The sequence below is a fragment of the Arthrobacter sp. CAN_A1 genome, from assembly GCF_015751665.1.
Lineage (GTDB): Bacteria > Actinomycetota > Actinomycetes > Actinomycetales > Micrococcaceae > Arthrobacter_D.
This window is the reverse complement of the sequence record NZ_JADOUR010000002.1, coordinates 149,882-168,289: the sequence shown is the minus strand read 5'-3', so window position 1 is coordinate 168,289 and position 18,408 is coordinate 149,882. Positions and strand designations below refer to the sequence as shown.

General features: G+C 65.8%; 16 protein-coding genes and 1 tRNA gene. 5 read left to right on the top strand and 12 right to left on the bottom strand.

What is annotated here, in order from left to right; translation table 11 throughout:
* The first annotated feature begins 99 nt into the window (after positions 1-99).
* On the top strand, positions 100-339 hold the full coding sequence (locus IWX62_RS03585) for a DUF3073 domain-containing protein (RefSeq protein ID WP_196840002.1): 240 nt from the start codon (positions 100-102) through the stop codon (positions 337-339).
* A 107-nt stretch (positions 340-446) separates the two neighbouring features.
* On the opposite strand, the gene purM is transcribed toward IWX62_RS03585, so the two are convergent.
* The 7 genes from purM to IWX62_RS03550 form a co-directional block, all read right to left on the bottom strand.
* Entirely contained in the window at positions 447-1,571 is a 1,125-nt protein-coding gene (purM, locus tag IWX62_RS03580) for a phosphoribosylformylglycinamidine cyclo-ligase (protein WP_196840001.1), read from the bottom strand.
* Positions 1,568-3,127 (bottom strand): amidophosphoribosyltransferase, encoded by a 1,560-nt coding sequence (gene purF / locus IWX62_RS03575; RefSeq protein WP_196840000.1) that lies wholly within the window; start codon positions 3,125-3,127, stop codon positions 1,568-1,570. The genes purM and purF overlap by 4 nt, the downstream gene beginning before the upstream one ends.
* Positions 3,128-3,168: 41 nt before the next feature.
* Entirely contained in the window at positions 3,169-3,564 is a 396-nt protein-coding gene (locus IWX62_RS03570) for a hypothetical protein (protein ID WP_333483192.1), read from the bottom strand.
* Positions 3,565-3,583: 19 nt separating this feature from the next.
* The gene (locus IWX62_RS03565) at positions 3,584-5,023 is read right to left on the bottom strand and encodes a DUF2079 domain-containing protein (protein WP_196839999.1); all 1,440 of its coding nucleotides are present in this window, start codon (positions 5,021-5,023) and stop codon (positions 3,584-3,586) included.
* Positions 5,020-5,397, bottom strand: a complete 378-nt coding sequence (locus tag IWX62_RS03560) for a sterol carrier family protein (protein ID WP_196839998.1) — start codon at positions 5,395-5,397, stop codon at positions 5,020-5,022. Before IWX62_RS03560 ends, IWX62_RS03565 begins: the two co-directional genes overlap by 4 nt.
* Before the next feature lie 4 nt (positions 5,398-5,401).
* Entirely contained in the window at positions 5,402-6,406 is a 1,005-nt protein-coding gene (locus IWX62_RS03555) for an asparaginase (RefSeq protein ID WP_196839997.1), read from the bottom strand.
* 97 nt (positions 6,407-6,503) lie between these two features.
* A complete protein-coding gene (locus tag IWX62_RS03550; protein WP_196839996.1) occupies positions 6,504-8,075 on the bottom strand; it encodes a molybdopterin-dependent oxidoreductase in 1,572 nt (523 codons plus the stop codon).
* Positions 8,076-8,178: 103 nt separating this feature from the next.
* On the opposite strand from IWX62_RS03550, the gene purD reads away from it, so the two are divergent.
* Both purD and IWX62_RS03540 read left to right on the top strand, forming a co-directional pair.
* Entirely contained in the window at positions 8,179-9,510 is a 1,332-nt protein-coding gene (purD, locus tag IWX62_RS03545; RefSeq protein ID WP_196839995.1) for a phosphoribosylamine--glycine ligase, read from the top strand.
* Between the two features lie 2 nt (positions 9,511-9,512).
* Positions 9,513-10,394, top strand: coding sequence for a phosphoribosylaminoimidazolesuccinocarboxamide synthase (locus tag IWX62_RS03540; protein WP_196839994.1), 882 nt, complete (start codon positions 9,513-9,515; stop codon positions 10,392-10,394).
* 148 nt (positions 10,395-10,542) lie between these two features.
* Here IWX62_RS03540 and IWX62_RS03535 read toward each other — a convergent pair.
* From IWX62_RS03535 to IWX62_RS03515, 5 genes are all read right to left on the bottom strand, one after another.
* A tRNA-Pro gene (locus tag IWX62_RS03535) sits at positions 10,543-10,619 on the bottom strand.
* Between the two features lie 71 nt (positions 10,620-10,690).
* The gene (locus tag IWX62_RS03530) at positions 10,691-12,541 is read right to left on the bottom strand and encodes an ABC transporter ATP-binding protein (protein ID WP_196839993.1); all 1,851 of its coding nucleotides are present in this window, start codon (positions 12,539-12,541) and stop codon (positions 10,691-10,693) included.
* On the bottom strand, positions 12,538-14,364 hold the full coding sequence (locus IWX62_RS03525) for an ABC transporter ATP-binding protein (RefSeq protein WP_196839992.1): 1,827 nt from the start codon (positions 14,362-14,364) through the stop codon (positions 12,538-12,540). Before IWX62_RS03525 ends, IWX62_RS03530 begins: the two co-directional genes overlap by 4 nt.
* Positions 14,365-14,490: 126 nt before the next feature.
* Positions 14,491-15,420, bottom strand: a complete 930-nt coding sequence (locus tag IWX62_RS03520; protein WP_196839991.1) for a metallophosphoesterase — start codon at positions 15,418-15,420, stop codon at positions 14,491-14,493.
* Positions 15,421-15,422: 2 nt separating this feature from the next.
* Positions 15,423-17,729, bottom strand: coding sequence for a transglycosylase domain-containing protein (locus IWX62_RS03515; RefSeq protein WP_196839990.1), 2,307 nt, complete (start codon positions 17,727-17,729; stop codon positions 15,423-15,425).
* Between the two features lie 36 nt (positions 17,730-17,765).
* Between IWX62_RS03515 and IWX62_RS03510 the strand changes: the two genes are divergently transcribed.
* The gene (locus IWX62_RS03510; RefSeq protein ID WP_019483144.1) at positions 17,766-17,927 is read left to right on the top strand and encodes a DUF4177 domain-containing protein; all 162 of its coding nucleotides are present in this window, start codon (positions 17,766-17,768) and stop codon (positions 17,925-17,927) included.
* Positions 17,924-18,406: a RidA family protein gene (locus IWX62_RS03505; RefSeq protein ID WP_196839989.1), complete on the top strand. Its 483-nt coding sequence runs from the start codon at positions 17,924-17,926 to the stop codon at positions 18,404-18,406. Before IWX62_RS03510 ends, IWX62_RS03505 begins: the two co-directional genes overlap by 4 nt.
* Positions 18,407-18,408 lie beyond the last annotated feature (2 nt).

Below are 18,408 nucleotides of genomic sequence, written 5' to 3'. Positions count from 1 at the left end.
GTACGAGAAATTGACCAAATACTCCGGGGCCTCGCTGCAGCCTTGGGCCGATAGGGCCCCAGTGACCACCTCCGGATCGACGCAAAAGGGGGTCACGCCATGGGGCGCGGCCGTCAAAAGGCAAAAGCTACCAAGCAGGCTCGGGACATCAAGTACTTCAGTCCCGCAACTGACTACACGGCACTGCAGCGAGAGCTCACAGGCCCAGGAGAGCGAGCCTCCAAACGTTCAGCAGGTCCGATAGAACCGGTCGAACCGGACTACTCGGCATATGCGGACAAGTATGACGATGTGGACGATGACGACGAGGATGACGGCGGATCGCGCCGCACTGGTTGATTCATCGCCCAGAGCACCACAAAAGTGGGGTACCCGCAGGATAGTCGTTTCGCAACGACTAACTTGCGGGTACCCCACTTTTTTGTGCCCTCACTGGGGCTGAAAGCCTAGGCGTAATGGCCCATCAGGCGCACCGATCCGCCGTCGACACCCTTGGCACCCTGCACATAATCGGGCCCGTCGATGGAACCGCTGGAGGCTGCTGCCACCTGCCCCATCACCCAGGCGGGAACCCCGCGCTCGGTCAATCGGGCAATCGCTGCATCAGCGGCTGGAGCGGAGACGATGGCCACCATTCCGACGCCGAGGTTCAGGGTGCGTTCCAGGTCCGGAAGCGGTACCGCCCCGAGCTCCCCGACCAGCTTGAAGATGGCCGGCAGTTCCCAGGTGGACCGGTCCACTGTTGCCTCCAGCCCGTGCGGCAACACCCGCGCCAGGTTGGCTGCAAGCCCGCCGCCGGTGACATGGCTGAAACCGTGGACGCTCGAGTCGTTACCGACAGGCAGGAACCGGGCCAGATCGAGGCAGTCCGCGGCGTAGACGCGGGTGGGCTCAAGAAGCTCCTCGCCGAGAGTGCGCCCCAGTTCGCTGACCTGACGGTCGAGGGCCCAGCCGGCCTGGTTGATGATGCGGCGCACCAGGGAATACCCGTTGGAGTGCAGGCCCGAGGACGCCATCCCAATGACGACGTCGCCCTCCCTCACCCGGTCAGGGCCGAGCAGAGCGTCGGCTTCCACCACGCCTGTGGCTGCGCCTGCGACGTCGTACTCGTGCTCCCCGAGGAGGCCGGGGTGCTCGGCCGTCTCGCCACCGACAAGAGCGGTCCCGGCGACCGAGCAGGCCGCCGCGATTCCCCGGACAATGTCGGCGATGCGCTCCGGCACTACCTTGCCGCACGCAATGTAGTCGGTCATGAACAGCGGCTCAGCGCCAACCACCACAATGTCGTCGACCACCATGCCCACCAGGTCAAACCCGATGGTGTCGTGGATGTCCATCGCCTGCGCAATGGCCACCTTGGTGCCGACGCCGTCGGTCGACGTCGCCATCAGCGGCTTGCGGTAGGTCAGGAGCTTCGACACGTCGTAGAGCCCGGCGAAACCGCCCACCCCACCGACCACCTGCGGGCCGTGGGTGGCCTGCACAGCAGCTTTCATCAGTTCGACGGCGCGATCGCCCGCCTCGACGTCGACCCCGGCGCTGGCATAGGTGATGGGGGTGTTGGTGGTCATACCCGTTCTTTCTTGTCTTCGTCGGTCAGCACTGCTTCGAACTCGCTGTCGGGTCCCGGATCGCACCCGTTGGATCCGGGGTCGTCGGCCGGATCGATCCGTTCCAGCAGGTTCTTGCCGCGGCGTTCCTCAGCGGGCAACGCAATGGGATAGTCGCCGGTGAAGCAGGCAGTGCACAGCCGTTCGCGGGGCTGCTCGGTGGCGGCAATCATGCCATCTTCGGAAATGTAGGCCAGGCTATCGGCGCCGATGGAGTTGCTGATCTGCTCCACCGCTGCGCCGTTGGCGATGAGCTCGGCGCGGGAGGCAAAGTCGATCCCATAGAAGCACGGCCACCGCACCGGCGGGGAGGAAATCTTCACATGCACGGAGGCGGCGCCCGCCTCGCGGAGCATCCGCACCACGGCACGCTGGGTGTTGCCCCGCACAATCGAATCGTCAACCACGATGATCCGCTTGCCCCGGATCACCGATTCCAATGCGTTGAGCTTCAAGCGGATGCCAAGCTGCCGGAGGGTCTGGCTGGGCTGGATGAAGGTGCGCCCCACATAGGAGTTCTTCACGAACCCGTGGGCAAACGGGATGCCCGACTGCTCGGCAAAGCCGACCGCGGCTGGGGTGCCGGACTCCGGGACCGGGATGACGACGTCGGCCTCGGCCGAGTTCTCGCGGGCCAGCTGGCGGCCCATTTCCACCCGTGCCTCGTAGACCGACCGGCCGGCAATGGCTGCGTCCGGCCGGGCCAGGTAGACGTACTCGAAGACGCAGCCAGCCTTGGTGGGCTGGGCAAACTGCCGGGTGCGGACGCCGTCCTCGTCGATGGCGATGAACTCGCCGGGCTCGATCTCCCGGATGAAGCTGGCGCCCACGGTGGCGAGGGCGGCCTGCTCGGAGGCGACCACCCAGCCACGTTCCAGGCGACCGAGCACCAGGGGCCGGACGCCGTGGGGGTCTCGTGCCGCGTAGAGGGTGCCTTCATCCATGAACACGAAGCAGAAGGCGCCGCTGATCTTGGGGAGCAGTTCCAGGGCTGTCTCCTCGAGCGAGCGCCCGTCGTCGCCCGCCAGGAGGGTGGTCACCAGGGCGGTGTCGGAGGTGTTGCCCTGGGCCATTTCGCCGGTGCGGGGCTTCCCATGCCGGGCGAGGACCATCTGGTACAGGTCTGCCGAGTTGGTCAGGTTGCCGTTGTGGGCCAGGGCTACTGTGCCGACGGCGGTGGCGCCGAGGGTTGGCTGTGCGTTGGCCCAGTTGGAGGAGCCGGTGGTCGAGTACCGGCAGTGGCCGACGGCGATGTGGCCTTCCAGGGTGTTGAGGGTGGTCTCGTCGAAGACCTGGGAGACCAGGCCCATGTCCTTGTAGACGCTGATCCGCTCACCGTTGCTGGTGGCGATTCCGGCAGACTCCTGGCCGCGGTGCTGCAGCGCATACAGCCCGTAATAGGCGAGTTTTGCCACCTCCTCGCCGGGAGCCCAGACACCGAAAACGCCGCAGGCATCCTGGGGTCCCTTCTCGCCTGGAAGAAGGTCATGGGAAAGATTTCCGTCGCCGCGAACCATTGCATCATTCTCTCACGCGTTGGCGTCGGCGCTTCCATCAGTTAGTCGGTGTGAAGCTCGTCGTCGTACGTGCGCTCGGCGATCGCACGCTGGGAGCGGCGGACGCTGATCCGATCCAGCACCAGGACCAGGAGGGCGCCCAGCAGCAGGCCGGGGATCGCGAACACCATGATGAAGAAGCCGAAGATGGATTCCCGGGTCAGGGTGGCGTCGCCGGGGCCGGCGTACGCGACGATTGCCGCGACAATGACACCAACCAGGACTCCGAGTCCCATGAACGGTGCGAACCGTGGTGCGCGGCGCACTGTCACTTCACGGCGGGCGGGGCTTTCCGCCGGACCGTCGGTGGCTGCTGGCGTTTCGCGGACCGGTGTTTCGGCGTCGGGCGTTGTTGCCTTGGCGTCGTCGTCACGGGGTGGCTGCGGCTCTGAACTCATGCTTTAAGGCTACCGGCGTTTAGCCGGCCCGCCTGACCACTTGATACCCGTCTTCCTGGAAGACCAGTTCGTAGGAGGAACCGGGATAGGTCTCCTCGGCATGGGCCACCGCGTCCTCGGGGTGGGTGGGGCCCCAGCTCCAGTCCTGGTTGTCGACGATCAGGAAGTCCGGCGGCGGATTGTCGTTACCCAGCCAGAACACCTCCGTGTCCGGGACCAGGTAGGGCATCAGCACGACGCCGCTCTCAACGCTGGCACCCTGGGGGAACAGCTCCATCACCCGGTGCGCTGTCGCCCACCGCTCGGACTGCCGGAAGGTGCCCGGGTCTGCCAGATCGCCCAGGGGCTGGGTTGGCAGCAGCAGGAGCGCGACGACAGTGACGGCCGGAACAACTGCCGCGTCAGCGGAGCGCAGCCACCGCCGTCGTGACCGGCGGGACGTCTCGATCGCGTCGATCAGCGCGGCGAACAGGATAGGCATCAGCACGGCGCTGTAGTGCCATTCGGGGCCCCAATAGACGTCATTGCCCGAGACGAATCGCCACGCCAGGGTGGGCACCATGATGAGGGTCAGCGGCGATCTGAGAAACAGGAAACCCCCAGCCAGCAGCAGCAGCCAGACCGTTTCGTATTTGGCACCCGCGGAGAAGATCGTGACCAGCGCGCCCAGGGGATCGGCGAGCATTCCCCTGACATCGATCCGGTCGGAGTAGTCATATTGGCCCCCGCTGTTGAGGAGGGGCAGGATCACCGTCACGGAGAGGAGCAGCCAGCCGATGCCCCAGGCTGCGAGCCACAAACCGATCCGGTCCCTATACCGCCAGGCGATGACCAGGCCGATCGCCGCGACGGTCAGGCCCAGGTCCTCTTTCACGAACACCAACAGCCCGGCCCAGACGACGGCGGCGCGCAACTTCCCGTTGATCATTGCCTCAAGAGCCAGAGCCAGGAGCAGGATCGCGAAGGCGATCTCGTGGAACTGTGCGGCCACAGCCGTCTGCAGTCCCCACGACAGCCCGTAGGCCACACCAAGGCAGATGCCCGTGACCGTTCCGAGCCGTCGGATGCCCAACCGGGCGATCACCAGGACGGACAGCCCGACCAGGATGTTCTGGACCACCAGCAGGGTCAGCCCGGAGGGGAAGAAGGCGTAGGCGGGGCCGAGGAGCACCAACAGCGGGTGGAAGTGGTCGCCGAGCAGGTTGAAGCCGTCGCCCTTGATCGGGACGATCGGCGCGTCGAACCCGGCGTACGCCTTGGCCAGCTGGGTGAAGATGCCGAGATCCCAGGAGGGGGTGTCCAGCCGGTTCCACTGCGCCACCGAGTACACGGTGTAGACGACGGTGACCAGGAGCGCGGTGATGAGTGCTGCGGGGGGCTGTCTGCGAATGGCCGACGCGGCGGACCGCACGCCCCCGGTGATGAAGGTGGCCCGCGGGAGCGCGTGCTGGGCGGTCATGACGGCGGGCGATCCTGGGCGGCGAATAAGGGCAGCAGGTCGCTGAGGTTGGCCCGCTGGCCCGAGGCAGCGACCTTTCCGGCACCGACGGCGTCGGCCCAGGCGAGGTCTCCGGTCACGAGGGCCAGCCAGGTGACGGCGTCGGTCTCCACCACGTTCGGCGGCGTGCCACGCGTGTGGCGGGGACCGGCGATGCATTGGGCCACCCCGAACGGCGGCACCCGCACCTCGACGCTGTTGCCCGGGGCACGCTCGGCGAGCTCCTCCAGGGCGTAGCGCACCGCCGTGGCCGTTTCGGGCCGGGCGGCAGCGCCGGACCGTACTGCGTCGAGGGCTGGTTCGCCCACTGAGGCGGGGATCCGTCGTCGTGCCATGGTTCTAGTCCAGGAGGGCCATGACCGGCGCTGCGAGCCGGAGCTTGCCGACCGGTTCGTTGCCGCCGAGCACCGGTGGCACGACCTTGTCGAGGACGGCACTGACCTTGTCGACGTCGACGGCGCCCGCCGCGGCCAGCAGCGTGAGTCCCACCAGAGTGGTGGCGCGGATGTTGCCGTCCAGAATCTTGAGGGCCAGGGAGACACCGGTGTCGGTGCCCATGACCAGCACCCCTTCGGCGCCGTTTTTCGAAATGATGCCCAGGTCTTCCATGACCACCGAGTTTTCGCGGCCGCGTCCGTGGACGGCCCAGGGGTAGTCGAGCATGGCGGTGGCAATCGTCGCCGCGCGGGCGTCGGCGTGCTTGTCGGACGGGGCGCGGGAGAACTTCCCGATGCCGCGGGCCAGGCCCTTGAGGGACACGGCGGCGAGGGGAGCGCCGCAGCCGTCGACGCCCCAGTGGGAGATCTTCTCTTCGGTGTATTCCTCGATCACGGCGGCGATGCGTTGCTGCAGTGGATGGGACGGGTCGAGGTAGGTGGAGTGGTCCCAGTTGTTCTCCGTGCAGGCCCACAGGAAGGCTGCGTGTTTGCCCGAGCAGTTGAAGGCGATGCGTTGCTTCCCCTTCTCGGTGCGGATCAGCCAGTTGCGGGCTTCCTCATCCTGGGGCCAGTCGGCAGGGCACTGGAGGTGCTCTTCGGAGACCCCTGCGGCGTTGAGCATGGTGCGAACCACATCCATATGCTCGTGCGAGCCCACATGGCTGGCGGCTGCCAGCGCCACCTGCGGGCCGCGGAGCGGTACCCCTGACTGCATGGTTGCGAGGGCCTGGAACGGCTTGAGGGTGGAACGCGGGAACACGGGGGAGTTGATGTCGCCGAGCTCGGTGACGACGGTGCCGTCGGCGGCCAGGATCACTGCCGAACCCAGGTGGCGCGATTCGATGAAGCCGTTACGTTCCAGGACCGCCAGGTCCACGGCGTCGGAAGAGGAGAAGGTCTGAGGCATGGAACTAGTATCGCCCATCGGAGGGGTACGGGGTGGAGCTTGTGCCCACCGGAGTGAACGGACATCCGGTGGGCACAAGATTGCGGGTTATCTGGGCCTATTCGGCAGTGAACTGTACCGACTGCCAGCCTGAGGCGCCATTGGGCACGGTGTCGGCGCGCTCCTCGGTCTGGACCCCGTCGGGATCGTAGGCCCGGGCGCGGACGGTATGTGAACCCGAATCGACGGTGATCTCGTGGGACCACTGCCGCCAGGTATCGACCGATGCTTCTGCGGCGAGAGTGGCTTCTTCCCAGTCGCCGCCGTCAATCTGGACCTCAACCTTGGTGATGCCGCGGTGCTGCGCCCACGCCGACCCGCCGATGGTGGAGGTGCCAGCCGGGACCTGGGCAAAGGAACGGGGAACCTCGACGCGGGCCATGGTCTTGATGGGGCCCTTCTCGGACCAGCCGCGGTCGGTCCAGTAGGCGGTTTTGTCGGCGAATCGGGTGACCTCAAGGTCAACCACCCATTTGGTGGCTGACACGTAGCCGTACAGGCCGGGGACCACCATGCGGACGGGGAAGCCGTGCTCCAGTGGGAGGGGCTCACCGTTCATCGAGATGGCGAGCATCGCGTCGCGGTCATCCTGCAGGATCGGCAGGGGTGTGGAGGCGCTGAAGCCATCGGTGCTGGTGGAGAGCACCATGTCCGCGTCCCCGGTGGGCCTGGCCCGGGCCAGCAGCTCCCGGATCGGGTAGCCGAGCCACTTGGCGTTGCCGGCCAGGTTGCCACCGACCGGGTTGGACACGCAGGTCAGGGTGATGTGGCGTTCGATCAGCTCCGCGTCGAGCAGGTCCTGGAACGTCATGGTGATCTCTTCCTCAACCATTCCGTGGACCCGCAGCTCCCAGGTCTCCAGGTCGATCTGCGGCACGCTCAGAGCGGTGTCGATCCGGTAGAAATCCGGGTTCGGGGTGACCCAGGGGACCACGCCGTCGACGCCGGACTCCACCCCGGCGGGAATGGCCGGTGCAGCGCTGGCCGGGGTGGGGAAGGTGAGGGCTTCACGGGCCATGTTGACCGTGTTGCGGGCGCCGGCGATGGCACGCCCGCCAGCCGCTGCGGCACCCGCGATGACTGCGGTGATGCCGGCGGCGGCGAAGAAGGTGCGACGGCTGGTTCCGTTGGTGGCTGCGTTGGTGTCGGTCTCGGCGCTGTGGGCGCCATCGTCGTTGGCTGCATGCAGCGCACGGATCAGATAGCGCAGGGCGAGCAGTCCGACGGCGGTCCCGATCACTGTGGGCACAGCGTCCAGCAGGGTAGCCCCGGCACGGGAAATCACCGCGGCAACGATGACTGCACCCATCAAGACGACGCCGGCCACACCGAGCACCCATTTCCGGTACGCCACCACGCCGAGGATGGCGGCAAGGATGACAATCGTGACGCCCATGCCCACGAAGAGTGCCACCTTGTCATTGGTGCCGAACGTGGCGATGGCAAAGTCCTTCAACCACGGCGGAGTGAAGTCAATGAAGGTGGATCCGAGGGCGATCAGCGGCGCGGCGCGTGCGGTCAGGAAGGAACCGAGTAGCTCGGCAACGCCCAGCACCAGACCGGCTGACACGATTCCGGCTAGTGCTGCCAATAAGGATTCCTTGCGCCCGGGGCGTCGTAAAGCTTTCATGCACTTTATTCGGAGTGGTGTGGCGCGAGTATGGGTTGTCACAGGGGTGATTCGCCCGTCATAGCTTCGCTAGGAGCCGGCCGAGACAGTACGCTGATCTACTGTGAAGGTTCTAGTGATAGGCCCCGGCGGCCGCGAACACGCCCTTGTCCGAGCGTTGCTGACCGATCCGTTCGTGCACGAGGTGCACGCGGCCCCCGGCAACGCCGGTATCTCAAGTATCGTGACCACCCACACCGTCGACGCCGCTGACCCGGCCGCCGTCACCGCGCTGGCCCAGTCGCTGGCCTCGGACCTGGTGGTCATCGGGCCGGAGGCACCCTTGGCCGCCGGAGTGGCCGACGCACTGCAGGAGGCGGGCATCCCCGTGTTCGGACCGTCGCGGGAGGCCGCCCAGCTGGAGGCCTCAAAGGCGTTCGCGAAGCAGATCATGGCCTCAGCCAACGTCCCCACCGGGATGGCTCGGGTAGCCTCAACCCCCGAACAGGCGGCCGAGGCCCTGGACATCTTCGGTGCCCCTTTCGTCGTCAAGGATGATGGGTTGGCTGCCGGTAAGGGAGTAGTAGTCACCTCCGACCGCGCCGAGGCCCTCGACCACGCGCAAGCCTGCTTCGACGCTGGCGGCACCGTCGTGATTGAGGAGTTCCTCGACGGACCCGAGGTGTCACTTTTCGTCCTCTCGGATGGCCGCAACGTGCTGCCCCTTGCGCCAGCGCAGGACTTCAAACGTATTCACGATGGGGACCAGGGCCCCAATACCGGGGGCATGGGAGCGTATTCTCCTCTCGACTGGGCGCCTGCCGGTCTGGTGGACGAGGTGATTGACCGGGTTGCGCAGCCCACCATCGATGAGATGGCCCACCGCGGCACACCGTTCGTCGGTGTTCTCTACGTGGGGCTGGCGCTGACCGCCCGCGGTCTGCGGGTCATCGAGTTCAACGCCCGGTTTGGGGATCCCGAGACGCAGGCAGTGCTGGCCCGGCTCAAGACGCCCCTCGGTGGGGTGCTGCTCGCTGCCGCAAAGGGTGGGCTGGACCGGATCGAAAGCCTCAACTGGTCGCCGCAGTCAGCTGTGGCGGTGGTCCTCGCCTCGGCCAACTACCCCGATGCGCCTCGCACGGGCGACCGTGTCCGTGGCCTGAAGAAGGCCGAGGCCGTTGACGGTGTGCAGGTGTTGCACGCCGGAACCGCCCTGAAGCACGGCAAGGTGGTGTCGGCCGGCGGTCGGGTACTCGCCGTCGTCGGGCTGGGGGAGGACCTCGCCGCCGCCCGCGAGAAGGCCTACACCGCGATGTCCCTGCTTGAGCTCAAGGGTGGGCAGTACCGCACTGACATTGCGCTCAAGGCGGCGCGGGGAAACGTGGTGGCACCCATCGTTGCGTCACCGTTGACTCCCGTGTCAGCCGCCTCCGCGGCCAGCCCTGCGGGGGCCTGAGCGTGACCTTCACGCCGTCGTTCACTAATGTTCCCGGGTGGAAACACATCTATTCGGGGAAAGTGCGGGATCTGTATTCGCCGCTGACCGGCCCCGATGACCGGGTGCTGGTGGTCGCGAGCGACCGGATCAGCGCCTACGACTTTGTGCTGTCGTCGGAGATTCCCGACAAGGGCCGCGTCCTGACCCAGCTGAGCCTGTGGTGGTTCGAGCAGCTCGCGGAGGTACCCAACCATGTGCTGTCCACCGAGGTGCCCGCCGAAGTGGCTGGCCGGGGGATGATCTGCCGCAAACTCGACATGTTCCCCGTGGAATGTATTGCCCGCGGCTACCTGACCGGGTCCGGGCTGCTGGAGTACCGGTCGGCGGGCACCGTGTGTTCGCTGCCGTTGCCGCCCGGTCTGGTGGACGGGTCCCGGTTGGATCCGGCAGTGTTCACCCCATCGGCGAAGGCCGCCGTGGGCGAGCACGACGAGAACATTGCCTACGACGACGTCGTCACCACCGTTGGCGCACCCGTTGCGGAGGAGTTGCGGCGCCTGACCCTGGCCATCTATGGCCGGGCCGAGGAAGTTGCCCGGTCCCGGGGGATCATCCTTGCTGACACGAAGGTGGAGTTCGGGCTGTCCACCGACGGGCAGATCACGCTGGGCGATGAGGTGCTGACACCGGACTCGTCGCGTTTCTGGGATGCCGCCCTGTATGCGCCGGGACAGGCGCAGCCCTCCTTCGACAAGCAATTCGTGCGGGACTGGCTCACCTCGGATGCCTCCGGCTGGGATAAGTCCTCCACCCCGCCGGAACTCCCCGCCGGGATTATCGCGAAAACCCGGGCCCGCTACATCGAAGCCTACGAGCGGCTGACCGGACTCACCTTCGTCTAGCCTCCGTCGGGAATCCCACTGGTGGGCCTGCGTCACTGGGATTGTCCAGACATTCCCAGTGATCGTGCGCTGTGGGTGGGAAACCGTGCTGGGCGGGCAAGAAAAAGGCCCCGCGGCTGGCTTTCCTGCAGAGCCGCGAGGCCATGAGTGGTCGGGGTGACAGGAATTGAACCTGCGACCTCGTCGTCCCGAACGACGCGCGCTACCAAGCTGCGCCACACCCCGTAGCTGGCGGCCCTCAAAAGAGACCGCCCCAGCAACCTCTAAAGAATACCCGAGCACCCGCCGTTGTAAAGCTAGACGAGCGTCTCCTGCCAGGCCGCATGAAGGGTAGCAAAACGTCCGTCGCCGCCGATCAGCTCCGCCGGCGTACCGTCCTCCACCACCTCGCCGTCGTGAACCACGAGCACTCGGTCGGCGATCGACACAGTGGATAGCCGATGGGCAATAATCAGGGCGGTGCGGTTACCGAGCAGCTTCTGCAGCCCCTCCTGCACCAGCCGTTCGCTCGGGATATCCAGCGACGACGTCGCTTCATCCAGGATCAGCACCGCAGGGTTGGCCAGGAACGCACGGGCGAAACTGATCAGCTGCCGCTGCCCCGAGGACACCCGACCGCCACGCTTGTTCACATCGGTGTCGTAACCCTCGGGGAGGGATTTAATGAACGTGTCGGCGCCTACGGAGCGGGCCGCTTCCTCGATCTCCTCCCGGCTCGCTTCCGGTCTGCCCAGGGCAATGTTGTCCGCGACACTGCCGCTGAACAGGAACGCTTCCTGCGTCACCATGACGACGGCGCGCCGCAGGTCGCGTGGATCGACTTCCCGGATGTCAACGCCGTCAAGCGTGATGCTGCCGGCGGAGACGTCGTAGAACCGGGCGATGACCTTCGCCAGGGTGGACTTGCCGGCACCGGTCTGACCCACCAGGGCGATGGTCTGGCCGGCAGGGATGTGCAGGTCCATGGTGGGCAGGATGACCGGGCCGTCGCCGTACCGGAACTCTACGCCGTCGAACCTGATCTCCCCGCGGGGATCCTTCAGCGGCACCGGGCTCCGGGGCGGGCGGACGGTGGGCACTTCTTCCAGCAGGCCGGAGACCTTCTCCAGCGCCGCCGACGCCGACTGGAAGGAGTTGTAGAACATGGCCATCTGGTCCACCGGCTGGAAGAACCGTTTGCTGTAGAGCAGGAGGGCGAGGAGGGCGCCGACGGCCAGCGTGCCGTCCAGGACCCGGAACCCACCGACCAGGAGCACCACGGCGACGGTCACGTTGCCGATCAGCACCAGGCCGGGCTGGAAGATGCCGTTGAGGTTGATGGACCGGACGGTGACCTTGCGGTAGTCCTCGGCCAGCTCATCGTATTTGGCGGCGTTGACTTCCTCGAGGCGGAAGGCCTTGACGGCGCGGATCCCGGTCATGGTCTCAATGAAGTGGACGATCAGCCGCGCCGACACCACCCGGGAGGAGCGGAACGCTATCTGTGAGTGCTTCTGGTACCAGCGCGCCAGCAGGAACATCGGTACCGCGGCGACCAGGATCAGCAGGCCCGTCCGCCAGTCGAGGATGAAGATGGTGATGGCGGTGAAGAGCATGTACATGACGCCGGACGCGAGGGAGCTGACCCCGGAATCCAGGAGTTCGCGTAGCGCCTCCAGGTCGGAGGTCTGCCGGGAGATGATGCGCCCCGACGTGTACTTTTCGTGGAATTCGAGGCTCAGCCGCTGGGTGTGCCGGAAGACGCGGAGCCGCAGGTCCAGCAGCATCGCCTGGCTGAGCAGCGCCGTCGCCCGGACATACCCGGCGGTCAGGGTGGCTGTCAGGACGGCGGCGATCAGGTAGGTGAGCCCGGCGAGCCAGAGGTAGGTCGGGTCGCCGTCGAGCAGTGACGGCAGGGCGTTGTCGATGCCGAACGCGATGATCGCCGGGCCGGCCACCCGGGCGGCCTGGGAGCCGACCACCAGCGAGATGGTCCAGATGAACTGGCGCCGGTTGGGTTTGACGAGGGACCCCAGCAGCCGGAAGGAGCGGGACCGGACCGACTTGTTCTGGGCTTTGGACAGGAGGACATCGTCCTCGTTGGCGACGCCCGACGACGTCCCCTCCGCGGGTGCCTTCCCGTTGTTCGGCTGTGGTGATGTGCTCACGCGAGTGCCCCCTCGTCGTCGTTCTTCAGGTCTTCGAGCTCGGAGTCAAGATCGGTTGGCTCGTCCTTGAGGCGCGCGATCACGTAGCGGTAGTGGGTGTTGCGGGCCAGCAGTTCGGTGTGGGTGCCGACGTCGGTGATCCGGCCGTCCTCAAGCAACGCCACCCGGTCGGCGAGGGCAACGGTCGAGGGCCGATGGGCGACGATCAGCGTGGTGGTGTGATCGAGGACCTTCCGCAGGCCCTCCTCGACGAGCTCCTCGGTCCGCACGTCGAGCGCCGAGAGCGGGTCGTCGAGCACCAGCACCCGTGGTTTGGCGGCGATGGACCGGGCCAGGGCGATCCGCTGGCGTTGGCCGCCGGACAGGCTCAGGCCCTCCTCGCCGATCAGGGTGTCGACGCCGTCGGGCAGCGAATACGCGAAGTGCGCCTGGGCGACGTCGAGCGCCTCCTCCAGAATGTTCTCGGCGTGTGTGTCATCCCGGGGCTCGGCACCCATGAGGACGTTCTCGCGGACCGAGCTGGAGAACAGAGTGGTGTCCTCGAACGCGACTGACACATGGGTGCGTAGGTCGTCGATGGAGATGCTGCGCAGATCGGTGCCGTCGATCCTGATGGAACCGGCTGTCACCTCATAAAGGCGGGGGACCAGTTGCAGGAGGGTGCTCTTGCCGCACCCGGTGACGCCGACCAGCGCCATCGTCTCACCCGCCCGCAGGGTGAGGTTGATGCCGTTGAGCACGTCGGCGGTGCCGTCCTCGGCGTCGGGGTAGCGGAAGTGCACGTCGGTGAAGGTCACCTCGCCGCGGGGATTGGTCAGCCGGACCGGTTCCTCGGGATCCGTGATGGTGTTGACGGATTCCATGACCTCGTAGTGCCGGTCGATGGCGGTCTTGGCGGTGAAGGTCATGGCCAGCAGCGGACCGATGAATTCGACCGGGGTGGCCACCACCGCTGCGGTGGCGAAGAAGGCCACCAGGGCGCCGATCGAGAGTTCCCCGTTGGCGGCAAACAACACGCCGACCACCAGCGAGGCGCCCAACGCCAGCTCCGGCAGCAGGGTCACGATCAGGGAGAAGTTGGCCAGCGAGCGGGCCTTGTAGATTTCCGTCTGCCGGAGCTCCTCGGCCTGCAGATTGAAGCCTTCGAGGGCTTCGCGGCTGCGGCCGAAAGCCTTCAGCACCCGGATGCCGTGCACGGATTCCTCGACGGTGGTGGCCAGGTCGCCGGCCTGGTCCTGGCTCTTGCGGGACACCTTGCTATAGGAGGTACGGAACCGGAAGCCGTAGATCATGATGGGCAGCGCCGCGGCCAGGAAGATCAGGGCCAGTACCCAGGAGGTCAGGAACATGACGACGACGCCGATCACCACGGTCAGCGACGTCACCACCAGCATGATCAATCCGAAGGCCATCCACCGGCGCATCAGGTTCAGGTCAGACATGGCCCGGGAGAGGAGTTGGCCGCTGCCCCAGCGGTCGTGGAAAGCGACGGTCAGATCCTGCAGGTGGCGGTAGAAGGAGGTCCGCATTTTCGTCTCGACGGTGGTCGCCGGCGCGATGACGAACTGGCGGCGCAATGCCACGAAGGTCGCTTCGAGGACGCCCAGCAGCAGGACCACTCCTGCGGCGATCCAGACGGTCGACGTCGCGCCTCCCACCGCCAGAGCATCGTTGATCAGCACGCGGAAGACCTGCGGGATGGCCAGCGCCATGAGGCTGGCGCCCAGCGCGCAGGCCAGGCCCAGGATCAGCCGCGGCAGGATGGGCTTGATGTGCGGGTACAGGCGGCGGAGTGATTCCCACAGGGTGGTTTGAGTCTGCATGCTTCTGTCTTTGACACTGAGAGGAGGATCGAGCAGGAGCGGGCACTTTGTGTCCCGTAGCAACTATCCTATGTCAGAGCTCAACCGCTGTCCCGAGCGGCCGAAGGGTACCGCCGGGTCGGCGGCTTACCGTGCTGTCAGCGTGAGCAGCACTGCTTCGGGGCGGCAGGCGAAACGGACCGGCGCGAACCGCGACGTCCCGATTCCCGCTGACACGTTCAGCGGGATGCTGCGCCCCTCGTGCTCCCAGTCGGTGACGCCGCGCGCCCGCCAGGTGGGAAGATCGCAGTTGCTGACCAGTGCCCCATAACCCGGAATGCAGACCTGACCACCGTGGGTGTGGCCGGCAAGGATGAGGTGTGCGCCGCCGGCGGTGAAATAGTCCAGGACCCGCTGGTAGGGGGCGTGCGCGACGGCGATTTTCAGGTGCCGCGCGTCGGGGGAGGTGCTGCTACCGGCCGGGTAGCCCGCGTAGCTGTCCCGGTTGAGGTGCGGATCATCCACACCGGTGAAGTCGAGCCGGAGATTTCCCATCGCGACCGACTGGGAACGGTTGGAGAGGTCAATCCAGCCGGCGTTCCCGAAGCCCCTGAACATTTCGGCCCACGGCAAGGCCTTCGGCTCCCGCCCGGAGCGGTGCGTCGAGGGGCCAGAGAAGTACCGCAGCGGGTTGTTCAGCACGGGGGCGTAGTAGTCATTGGACCCGGGCACGAACACGCCGGGAAACTGCATCAGCGGGCCGAGGGCCTTGAGCAGCGGTTCAACACCCTTGCGGTGGCTGAGGTTGTCTCCGGTGTTGACCACGAGATCTGGTTTCAGCCGGGCCAGGCCCTTCAACCATTGGGTCTTGGCCGTCTGCCGGGGCGCCATGTGAATGTCGGAGAGGTGCAGGACCCGCAGCGGACGGCTGCCCGGGGGCAGGATGGCCAGGTTCTCCTCACGCAGCTGGAACAGATTGCGTTCCACCAGTGAGGCGTAGCCGAGGCCGGCGACTGCGACCGCGGCGGTACTCCCCAACGCGATCGTCGTGGCGTCGAGCAGCTTCGATGAACCCAAAATCAGCCTTCGTCTTCGTTGTTGTCTGGATTCTCAGGACTGTTTCCTGGCGGCGCATCTGCGGGTGGTCCGCTGTTCCCTGGGTCACCCTGGTTGCCGCCGGGCCGCCCGGCCTGGTTGCCGCTGCCGTTCCCGTTCCCGGGCTCGGTCTGGGGCGTGGGTCGCTGGGCGTTCAGCATCCGCTGGGGCGGATCGGTGAAGGGTTCTCCCGAGTGCAGCCCAGGTATCTGCTGCATAAACCGCTCCCAGGACGGAGCCGCAATGAACGAACCATCAATTTCGGGGTAAATCTGGCCGCCGATCTGCAGTTCGCCCAAGCTGACGCTGTTCGCCTTCCAGTTACCCAGCCAGGTGGCAGTTGCCATGCCCGAGTTGTACCCCATGAACCAGGTCTGCGACCGGGCATCGTTGGTTCCTGTCTTGCCGGCCATGGGAATGTCCCCGAACTCCAGGAGCTGACCCGAGCCTCGCTCCATGACAGCTTCGGTGGCGTAGTTCACTCCGCGAGCCAATTCCTCGGGAATCGCCTGTTCGCAGGCCGCTTCAGGAACGGGGAAGCTGGTGCCGTCAACGGCTACCACTTCAGTGAGCGCCCGAGGCTCACAGGTCATCCCCTCTGCCCCCAATGCCGCGTACGCAGTGGCCATCGAGAGCGGTGAAACCTCAGTTCCGCCGCCAATGAGGGCTGAAGGTGACACTGTCAACGGTGTGTAATCCCCGTCGGCGCTCTTTCCATCGTGGATTCCTAGATCCGCGGCGATCTGGAACGGCATGCAGAGGTCGATCTGACGTGCTGTCTCCATGGTGATGGTGTTGTAGGACTGGGCCAGTCCTTCAAGGACGGTGTAGCTGCCGTAGTTGATGTCCCCGTAGTTCTGCGGTTCGTACCCGTCCTCATCAGGCAGGACATACGTTCCGTCGGGATAGCAGCTTGCTTCCCACTCATCGAACTGGGGGTAGATCCTTTTGCGGCCGTCGATGGTGGTGTTCAACGCCCGGCCGTCTTCGAGCCAGGCAGCGACAGTGAAGGGCTTGAAGGTCGATCCGGGCTGGAATCCTCCCACACCGCCCAAGGGCTGGTTGGGGTCTCCGCCGCTGTACTGATCAACATTGAAGTTCAGCACCGAATCGCCCGGCTCGGTGCCGGGCATGTACCTGGTGTTCTGTGCCATCACCAGGATGTCGCCGGTTCCGGGTTCCATGCTGACCATCGAGTGTCCCACTGAGGGGTCGGTGGTCTCGCGGCCAGCGGTTTCGTTGATGGCTGTCTGCGCCGCGGTCTGCGCGGCGGGATCCAGCGTCGTCGTGATAGTCAGACCCGCGCGGTACAGGGTGTCTTCCCGTGCTTCAAGGGTTTCGCCATACGCAGGGTCGTTCAGGATCAGGTGGGTGACATAGTCACAGAAGTACGGAGCCTGCTCAGCTCCGACGCAACCGCTCAGCGTAGGGGTGATGGCCAGACCCAGATCGGTGGCGACGGCGGCGTCGTACTCTTCCTGGGTGATGTGGCTGTTCGACAACATGGCCCCGAGGACCAGGTTGCGACGCTCAAGTGCGCGTTCCGGGTTGAGTTCCGGGCTATAGAAGGTGGGTCCGTTGACCACGCCGGCGAGGAGCGCCGACTGCTGGATATTCAAGTCAACGGCTTCGACGTTGAAGAAGTACCGTGCCGCTGCCTGTACGCCGTAGGTGGTGCCGGTGAACGGCACAATGTTGAGGTAGCCCTCAAGGATCTCGTCCTTGCTGAGTTCCTTCTCCACGGCGATGGCCAGTTTCGCCTCGCGGAGCTTGTCGCCGAGGGTCTTTCCGCCGCTGAACGTGACCGATCCGTCGCCGCTCTGCAGGCTGGCGTCGATCAGCACGTTATTGACGTACTGCTGGGTGATGGTGGAGGCGCCGCGGGTGGTGTCGCTGCTGACGTTGCTCACCACAGCGCTCATGATGCCCTGCAGGTCCACGCCGCCGTGCTCATAGAAACGGGCGTCCTCAATGGCGAGGAGGGCGTTCACCATGTTGGGGGAGACCTGGTCGAGGGTGACCGGCTGGCGGTTCTCCTCATACAGTGTCGCGATGAGCGACCCGTCCGAGGCGAGGATCCGGGACGGCTGCGCGAGGGCGCCTCGTTCCAGTTCCGCTGGTAGTTCTTCAAAGAACTGAATCGATGCGGAAGCACCGGTACCCGCCGCCGCAGCGACTGGGACCAGTAGACCCGCAGCAAGCACCCCGCTCAAAGCACTGATTCCGAGAAACGCAATCATCTTCCCCAAGGTGGTTGCCGTGTCAATGATCGGTGTTTTACGAGCAGCCATTACTCCAGTTTACAAGCACGCGCTAGTCTGTGAACCATGACCAAATGGGAGTACTCCACAATTCCGCTCATCATCCACGCCACGAAGCAGATTCTGGATCAATGGGGAGAGGACGGCTGGGAGCTGGTGCAGGTAGTTCCCGGACCGGACGGCAAGGGCCTCGTCGCCTACCTGAAACGAGAGAAGAACCAGTCGTGACCAGCACCGACAACCCAACATCGGCTGTCGAACAGCGGTTGCTGGACCTCGGCATCACCCTTCCGGACGTCGTGCAGCCTCTGGCTTCCTACGTCCCCGCAGTGGTGACGGGTAACTATGTGTATACCGCTGGGCAGCTCCCCCTTATTAACGGCGAACTCCCAGCTTTGGGCAAGGTCGGCGCCGAGGTGACCCCGGAGGCCGCCAAGGAATACGCGGCGACCTGCGCGGTCAACGCCCTGGCGGCTATCAAGTCCCAGATCGGGGATCTGGACCGGATCAGTCGGATTGTCAAGGTTGTTGGTTTCGTCGCCTCCGACCCGAGCTTCACTGGCCAGCCTCAGGTCATCAATGGGGCGTCCGATCTCCTGGGGCAGGTGCTCGGCGACGCCGGCTCACACGCACGCTCCGCCGTCGGCGTCGCAGTTCTTCCCCGCGATGCGCCGGTGGAAGTCGAGATTATCGCGGAGTTTGTCTGATT